Source organism: Burkholderia sp. Ac-20392 (assembly GCF_017104585.1).
GTDB lineage: Bacteria > Pseudomonadota > Gammaproteobacteria > Burkholderiales > Burkholderiaceae > Burkholderia > Burkholderia lata.
This window is the reverse complement of record NZ_JAAGPB010000388.1, coordinates 1-8,115: the sequence shown is the minus strand read 5'-3', so window position 1 is coordinate 8,115 and position 8,115 is coordinate 1. Positions and strand designations below refer to the sequence as shown.

Sequence of the window (8,115 nt, the reverse complement as noted above, 5' to 3'; positions counted from 1 at the left end):
ATGCCTCCGGGCGGCGGTCGCTTTTGAGCGTCGGCGGCCGCGTATCCTCGTGCATCACGCTTCGTCGTTTCGGCTCCGGCCGCCGCCTCTGCCGATGCGCGCGACTACGGATCCCGGCGTGACACACGGCCATTGCCGTCCCTACAATCGATGCAGCAGCCGCGCGCTCTCCGCGCCGCCGGCACCGAAACGTATGGAATGGACATGAACAAGCGCGCTTCACGAACCGTCGCCGCCTGCCTGTACGCGCTGGCCGCGCTCGCGTGCGCGGCGCCGCCCGTTGCGCATGCAACGAATGACGACACCCCGCACGTCGCGTCGATGACGTCGGGCAATCCTGACGATGGCAGCGCCGGGCGCGACACGCCACCCGCACGCCAGCGACGCATGGATGCGGCCGCAACCACGCCGCCCGATCGCGCGCGCCGGCTGGCGTCGCCGGCAGCCTCCGCCGATCCGCCTTCGTGCCATGCAAGGCCCGTGATGACGATGTGTCGCGGTCTGAAATCGAGCGACGCGAAGCGGCGCTGCATGCGCTGCCTCGATCAGTGACGCCGCGCAGCGCACCCGCTTACGCGGCGCGCTGCGCCTCCAGCCATGCCTGGAACATCAGCACCGTCCACAACTGGTGCTGCCAGTTCATCCGGCCGGTCACGTGCTGCCGCCACAGGCGCTCGACCGCAGCCGCATCGAAGTAGCCTTCCTCGCGCAACCGCGACGGCCGCAGCAACGCCTCGGCCCAGTCGCGCAGCGAGCCGCGCAACCAGTGATCGACGGGGGCGCAGAAGCCCTGCTTCGGCCGGTCGATCAGCGCGGACGGCACGTACCGGTCGAGCAGCCGACGCAGCAGCGCCTTCGACTGTCCTTCCGGCAAACGCACGTCCGTCGGCACGCGCCACGCGAATTCGACGACGTGATGGTCGAGGAACGGCATGCGCGTTTCGAGGCTCACCGCCATCGCCGCGCGATCGACTTTCGCGAGGATGTCGGTCGGCAGGTATGTGAGCGTATCGATCGCCATCGCCTGCTCGGCGAAGCTCAGGTGCGCGGGCCACGCGGAGACGGTGTCGAGCGGCGTCGCCGGCTCCTGCCCCGACAGCGCGAGGCGCTCGGGATGATGCACCGACGACATCAGCAGACGGTACAGCCCGATGCGGCTCTCGGCCGTCATCACGTGGCCGAGCTTGTGCAGGCGATCGCCGATGCGCGTCGCCGATTCGCGCGCCTCCACCCCGCCCCACGCCCCCTGCGCGACGGCCGCGAGCTGGTCCGCGTGATCGGGCCGCAACGCATGCAGCGCGGCGGCGATCCGCGCCCGCACGGCGCCCGGTACGCGATGCAGCTTGCGCCACAGGCGCGGCGTCAGGAAGTAGCGCGTATAGCCGCCGAACAGCTCGTCGCCGCCGTCGCCGGACAGGCTCACCTTCACATGCCGGCGCGTCAGCTCCGAGACGAGAAAGGTCGGGATCTGCGAGGCATCGGAGAACGGCTCGTCGTAGATCGACGGCAGCTTCGGCACGACGCCGAGCGCATGGTCGGCCGTGACGTAGAGCTCGGTATGGCGCGTGCCGAGATGACGCGCGACGGCCTTCGCATAACCGGCTTCGTCGTAGCCCGCTTCATGGAAACCGATCGTGAACGTGTCGACCGGCGTCGACGATTGCGCCTGCATCAGCGCGACGATCGTCGACGAATCGACACCGCCCGACAGGAACGCACCGAGCGGCACGTCGGCCTCCATCTGCCGCGCGACGGCCTGGCGCAGAACCGCGTCGAGCTGGCCGACGGCTTCGTCGGCGCTGCCCTCGAACGGCTGCGCGCGACCGTCCTCGATCGCCTGCTCGAGCGTCCAGTACGCACGCAGGCGCGGCGTGTCGCGCGCATGCTCGAACTGGATATACGTGCCGGGCGGCAGCTTGCGGATGCCGCGATAGATCGTGTGCGGCGCGGGCACGCTCGACTGGCGCAGGTACAGGCACAGCGCGTCACGGTCGATCGCGCCGTCGAAGCCCGGATAGCCGCGCAGCGCCTTCAGTTCGGACGCGAACACGAGCGCGTCGCCGATCCGGCCGTAGTAGAGCGGCTTCTCGCCGATCCGGTCGCGTGCGAGCGTCAGCACCCGCGATTCGCGATTCCACAGCGCGATCGCAAACATGCCGGTCGCGCGCCGCAGCGTCGCCTCGACACCCCACGCGACGATCGCCGCGACCAGCACCTCGCTGTCGGAGTGGCCACGCCACGCCGGTGCACGACCTGCGCGCTCGAGCTCCGCGCGCAGGTCGCGATGGTTGTAGATTTCGCCATTGAAGACCATGACGTAGCGGCCGCACGCGGATGCCATCGGCTGTCGGCCGTGTACCGACAGGTCGACGATCGCGAGCCGCCGGTGGCCGAGCGCAATGCCGGCTTCCGGGTCGACCCAGATCCCCTGCCCGTCCGGCCCGCGATGCGCGAGGCTTGCCGTCATGCGCGCGAGCGTGCCGCGCGCTGTCTCCTCATCGAAGGCGACGCTATTCAGAAAGCCGTCGATTCCGCACATTGATTTGTCCGCCCCTGTTGACCAGTTCCGTCACGCATGGCGCAACCTCGCGGCCCGCCGTCCGGCGTGACGGTCGAGCCATATTACGAAGAAATAATTCAGCAATAATTCATAGGTGAATGCGGCAATCACTCGAAAAAAGCGCTGTCAAGCAGCGTGTGCGCATCGCGACGGCGCGCGCAGCCGAAGCCCCCGTCGGGCCAGCCCCGGACGGGCCGGCACGACGGTCATCGGATCACGCGGAGAAAACCGGGGACGGACAGCGTCAGGACGGCAATCGGCGCGCCGCCAGATACGCAAGCTGCGCGCGGTTCTGCACGTTGAAGAGTTTTTCGAGCGAGCGGATATGGTGGCCGACCTTGTGCAGCGACGTGCGCAGCGCGCTCGCGATCTCCTGGTCGGACAGCCCGTGCACGAGGCGGTCGAGCACCTGCAGTTGCTCGTCGCCGAGCGCGAAGCCGCGCATGCGGGCGATACGTGCTTCGAGGAACGGCAGCGCGACGCGATGCACCGCGAGGCTGACCGACAGCGCACCACCGATCACGCGATCGTCGATCCATTCGGTGCCGTGCGTCTCGGACGTCACGTTCACCGCGACGCGCAGGTCGAGGCGCGGCGCCGACAGGCCGAACAACACGCCGCTGTTCATCCCGTGCGCACGCAGATGGCCGGCGAGCGCCAGCATCTTGCGGTCGCCGCTGCCCTGCGCGGCCGCCTCGATCTCGTCGAGCCGCCACGCGACCGGAAAGCCGCTCTGCCGCACCTGCGCGAAGCGCGGGTCGCTTTCGTAGAGCATGCCTTCGATGAACGGCTGCATGAAGGTCGCGGGTGCGAGGTCTCGCAACAGATGCGCGCATAAAATGCGCCGCCCGATCATTTCGAAAGCGCCGTAACCGAGCGTACTGAAACCGATTTGCCGCAAGCGCGCATGGCATTGCGCGAAATCGAGCGAAGCCAGGTCGGTTTTACCGGATTCAATTTGAGTGCCGGTAAAAACGTCGTGCCCGATTGCCTGATATTCATTCGAATACGTCGCAGCCGTTGCGATATCGGCTTGCGAGAACCACTCGACGCGTGGTGCGCCGTCAGCATATGTCATGAGGAGCCCGCCCTTTCCCAATATGTGAACCTGCGCCCCGTCACGATCTGGTCTTTGCTTTATGGATTTTTTGGTCGGCGTGATATGCGTGCGAATAGGAATCTTCCGCCGCCATTAGTATTACGGCATATTACGCATACACAGGCATTTTTGTACAATGCCCCCGCGTTTCGTCAGGGATGACGATCGGCGCATATCACACCGATGCTCGATCGCACCGCCGCGAATGCCGTACACGATACGGCCGCCGCCAGGCGATGCGCGTCGATTCCGAGGGATGGCACATGTCCGATATTGCATTGCATGAAGAAGCGGTCGCCCCAACCTTTTCCCGCACGTCGCACGGGCTGAACACGTGCCCGGACGTGCTGCGGGAACGCCCCGTGCAGGTCGTCTGGTGCGACGACGTGAAGCGCGGTGACATCACGCAGCCGCACGCACCGAAGCTCGGCGTCGCCGATACGCTCGCGCACGCGCAGAGCACGGCCGAGCGCAGCCGCATCGTCGCGAGCCTGCTGCATCTGACGGGCTTCTCGACGTTCGCGTACTTCGCGCTCGAATTCGCGCACGAGCGCGTCGAAAGTCTCTACCTGCACGAAGCGTTCACGCCGGCCACCTATCGCGGCGACTACGTGCGGCACAACCATCACGACGTCGATCCGCGCACACTCGGCGCGCGCGTCTGCAACATGCCGATCGTGTGGGACCTGCAGCAGTTGCGCCGCGAACATCGCGAGCGCGACGCCGGCCCGCGCGTGACGCCGGCCGCGCTCGACGGCTTCCTGCAGACGATGCAGGACGACGGGATGTGCAGCGGCATCATGTATTCGATGGCCGTGCCCGGCACGCGGCTGCACGCATTCATGAGCTTCACCGCGCCGCGCCGCACGCGCGAATGGATCACACCCGCGACGATCGAGCAGGCGCTGTCGATCGGGCTGTCGGTGCACAAGTTCGCGTCACCGCAGCTGATCTCGACGTCGCGCGAACGCGCGGTGAACGGGCTCACGCCGTTCGAGCAGGAACTGCTGCTCGGCATCGCCGAAGGCGCCTCCGACAAGGAGATCGGCCGACGCCTCGACACCAGCGCGCACAACGTCGACTATCACCTGCGCAAGCTGCGCAAGCGCTTCGGCGTCGCGAACCGGATCCAGCTCACGTACCTGACGTCGAAGCTCGAACTGATCTGACGGTCGCGCACCGTGTGCGGCGTGCCGCATGCGAACGCGTAAACGCACATGCCGGCCACGGAGGCCGGCATGTGCGGGTTGCGGCGCGGTGCCGGGTCCGGCGCCGCTTCCTGGAAGACGACCTGCGTTACTTCAGCAGCGTCATCTGCACCACCTTGACGATCACGAGACCGACCGCGATCACGAGATAGCCGCGCAGCACGGCCATCCAGATCCGCGTCGCGACCGTCATGTTCTGCGGCTCGAGCGTGTCGAGCGGCGGCATGCGCCACGTGTCGCGCAACGAGCGATCGACGGCCGGCTCGACCACACGCTTGTTGCGGCGGATCAATACCGTGGCGATGTAGCCCGCGATCGCGAGCACGGTGCCGCCCACCAGCACGTCGACGATCGCTTCGCCGCTGATATCCGGATACATCACCGACGCCGTGAGGATGATCGACAGCAGCACGAGCACCCAGATCACCGCGCCGGTGAACACGTTGAGCTTCGTCGAGTTGACCCACGGGCCGAGCACCTGGCGGTCGTTGCACAGCACCAGCAGGAACACCGTCGCGCTCGGCAGCAGCACGCCCGCGAGCGTCTGCACGGCTTCGGTCAGCAGGCCGAGCGGGCTGCCCGGAATCAGCACGAGCGTGGCTGCGGCCGCGACGATGCCGAAATACACGAGATAGAAGCCCTTCGCATCGGACACGCCGCGGTGCAGCGAGTGGCGGATCTTGAACACGTCGCCGATGGCATAGGCCGTCGACAGCGACACGGCCGCCGCGCCGATGATGCACGCGTCGAGCAGCGCCACCGCGAACAGCGTCGCGCTCGTGCGGCCCGCATACTTCTCGAGGCCGGCGATGATGCCGCCCGCATCGGTAAAGTTGCCGGCTTCCGGATGCCCGTTGAACAGCGCGGCGCTGAAACCGATCATCGCGACCGCACCGATCAGCACGAACACGATGCCGATCCACAGGTCGGCCTTTTCATACTTCATGAAGCGCGGCGTGATGCGCTTGTCGATCACGTAGCTCTGCTGGAAGAACAGCTGCCATGGCGCGACGGTCGTGCCGACGATGCCGATCACGAGCAGCATCACGTCCGACAGCTTCGCGTGCGCGGGCCAGTTCGGCACGAAGAAGTCGCGCGTCATCTGCGCGACGGGCGGATGGATCGACACGAGCACCGGCACGAGCAGCAGGCTCAGCACGCACAGTCCGATCGCGAACCGCTCGAAGCGCCTGAAATCCCCGGTACTCACCGCGGCCATGGTCAGCGCCGCGGCCACGCACACGCCGGCCACCTTTGGCAGCCCGAAGAAATCCAGCACGAACGTGATGCCGATGAACTCGGTGACGATGGTGAGCGCGTTGAGCAGGAACAGGTCGATCACGCTGAACGCGCCCCAGAACTTGCCGAAGCGCTCGAAGATCAGGCGTGCGTGGCCGACACCCGTGACCGCGCCGAGGCGCAGCACCATTTCCTGGTTCACGTACAGCACGGGCACGAGCAGCAGCAGCGTCCACAGCAGCGTCGTGCCGTAGTTCTGGCCGGCCTGCGTGTAGGTGCCGAATGCGCCGGCGTCGTTGTCGCCGACCATCACGATGAGGCCCGGGCCGATGATCGCGAGCAGCGTGCGCAGGCGCGCCCACCACGTGCCGCGCGAGCCGGTGTCGTGATGCGCGATCGTACCGAGCGCACCGCGGATGTCGCCCAGGTGGGCTTCGTCGAGCACGGCGCTGCGTTCGGCGGCGATCGGTGGAGAAACGTTGGATGGCGTGGACATGATGTGTTCCGTACGGCTAATGGTTATCTGGTGAGCAAGCGATCTTGGAATGCGCGCGGGGCGACCGCCCGATGGCGGTCGCGTGTGCGCATGCCGAGACGCGCTCGGTGCGTCTTTCAGCGGATCAACGATTTCAACTGGTTCAACAGGCGGGAGAACACCCGCGGACGGGCGTCGAGCATCAGCATCGCGTCGTAGTGGTTGCGCGATTCCGTGACGTGCGGGAGATTCGACAGCAGAAGGCCGAAGTTCATGATCTGGCTCCGTGCGGCGACGGCAGGCTGCCGGCCGCGTGTTGGGCGCGGGGCCAGTCCGGGGCCTGAACGACGTGTCAGGCTAGTCGGCCGGATTGTCCCTGCGACCCGGGTTCAAAAGGGTCTGTGCGTGCAACGGGCATAAGGGACAACTGTCACTGTCGTTCATGGCGGCTCCTGTGCGGTGTTCCGGAAAACACGGTTGACCGCCGTCAGGCATGCGGGCCGGCATTCGCGCCCGGGAAAGGCATGCGCGAACGCGGCCGCCTGCCAGGCGGCGGTGAAACCGGACGGCGCATGCGAAAACGCATCACGCTAACCGGCGCGAATCAGGGTGCACGTAGGAATTTGCTGCGGAATACTGCTGCGCGCACCGTTTGCCTGGGAGACAAACGGCGGCTTCGATGAGGCGCGGACGTCGGTCGCTCAGGCGGAAATTTCGTTCGAAGATCGACTACTGCAGGCGTCCAAGGCGGCGGCCCCAAGAGTGAAGATGGCGGATTCTATGGACGGCCCGAAAGTGAAGTCAACCCCTCCCAACCCCATTTCTCGAAATAAATTTCCTGCTTTGCGACACTGAAAGATTTGCCCTTGAAACGACGTGCCGAAACCTTTCAGCGCGTCACGATACGGACACGATCCGATGTGTGCGAACAACGGCATGGCGCCCCGCCGCCGCCGCTTCGTTCCGGCCTCGTGCCGCGACTGCGCCGCAGCGATCCATGACGACACGCACGCCACACACGGCGCCTTTTATGCGTTTTTTACTTGCGCTGCAGCAAACGACCCGAATACAATCCGCCGCAATTCATCACAGGAGTCCCTCCGTGGACACATGCTCTAGTTGCAGTTCGATGCCGGTCCAGGCCGGCCAAGCCATCGCGAGATAGCAGCCAGACGCATGTCTTACGCCGCTAGCTCGCATTCGTCGGGTTAGCGCGCTTCCTCCCGGGCCGGCCATCGCCGGTTCGTCCGTTGCACGCTCCACCACGTTCCACCCTCCGACCGCAGGCCGCGTCACGCGCCCGCGCTCGATCACGTCGTCCGGCCCGAGCCGGACCGGACGGAGGCAGCGTCATGTTTCTTCAATCGTTCGCGGTCAGACTCAAGCGCGTCGTGCATCACGCATGCGACCGCTCATTCGTATCCGGCCTCTCGCCGCTCGCCCACGCATTCAGCAACTGGCGCGGCACCGCGCTCGCCCACGTGCCGGCAGCGCCCCGCCCGCTCGACTGCCTGCTGTTCGCCATGATGGCCGA

7 protein-coding genes and 1 pseudogene are annotated in these 8,115 nt (G+C 66.3%); 4 read left to right on the top strand and 4 right to left on the bottom strand.

Annotated features, from left to right (window positions below; genetic code table 11):
* Window positions 1-357: 357 nt before the first annotated feature.
* A pseudogene (locus G3N99_RS29720) lies at window positions 358-552 on the top strand (lytic transglycosylase); the annotation flags it as partial.
* 19 nt (window positions 553-571) lie between these two features.
* Here G3N99_RS29720 and asnB read toward each other — a convergent pair.
* Together asnB and G3N99_RS29710 are read right to left on the bottom strand one after the other, a co-directional pair.
* Complete coding sequence (asnB, locus tag G3N99_RS29715) at window positions 572-2,539, bottom strand: asparagine synthase (glutamine-hydrolyzing) (RefSeq protein ID WP_206124163.1); 1,968 nt, start codon at window positions 2,537-2,539, stop codon at window positions 572-574.
* Between the two features lie 265 nt (window positions 2,540-2,804).
* Window positions 2,805-3,587: an autoinducer binding domain-containing protein gene (locus G3N99_RS29710; protein WP_346778505.1), complete on the bottom strand. Its 783-nt coding sequence runs from the start codon at window positions 3,585-3,587 to the stop codon at window positions 2,805-2,807.
* Between G3N99_RS29710 and G3N99_RS42605 the strand changes: the two genes are divergently transcribed.
* A complete protein-coding gene (locus tag G3N99_RS42605) occupies window positions 3,468-3,821 on the top strand; it encodes a hypothetical protein (protein WP_346778506.1) in 354 nt (117 codons plus the stop codon). The genes G3N99_RS29710 and G3N99_RS42605 overlap by 120 nt on opposite strands.
* Before the next feature lie 101 nt (window positions 3,822-3,922).
* The gene (locus tag G3N99_RS29705) at window positions 3,923-4,828 is read left to right on the top strand and encodes a LuxR family transcriptional regulator (protein ID WP_174937017.1); all 906 of its coding nucleotides are present in this window, start codon (window positions 3,923-3,925) and stop codon (window positions 4,826-4,828) included.
* A 127-nt stretch (window positions 4,829-4,955) separates the two neighbouring features.
* Here the strand turns inward: G3N99_RS29705 and G3N99_RS29700 are convergent, their stop codons facing one another.
* Both G3N99_RS29700 and G3N99_RS29695 read right to left on the bottom strand, forming a co-directional pair.
* Entirely contained in the window at window positions 4,956-6,602 is a 1,647-nt protein-coding gene (locus G3N99_RS29700) for an Nramp family divalent metal transporter (RefSeq protein ID WP_174937015.1), read from the bottom strand.
* Window positions 6,603-6,718: 116 nt separating this feature from the next.
* Complete coding sequence (locus G3N99_RS29695) at window positions 6,719-6,856, bottom strand: hypothetical protein (protein WP_167316036.1); 138 nt, start codon at window positions 6,854-6,856, stop codon at window positions 6,719-6,721.
* Window positions 6,857-7,933: 1,077 nt separating this feature from the next.
* Here G3N99_RS29695 and G3N99_RS29690 point away from each other — a divergent pair.
* Window positions 7,934-8,115, top strand: a 182-nt coding sequence (locus tag G3N99_RS29690) for a hypothetical protein (protein WP_206124162.1), incomplete at its 3' end; no start/stop codon positions are given.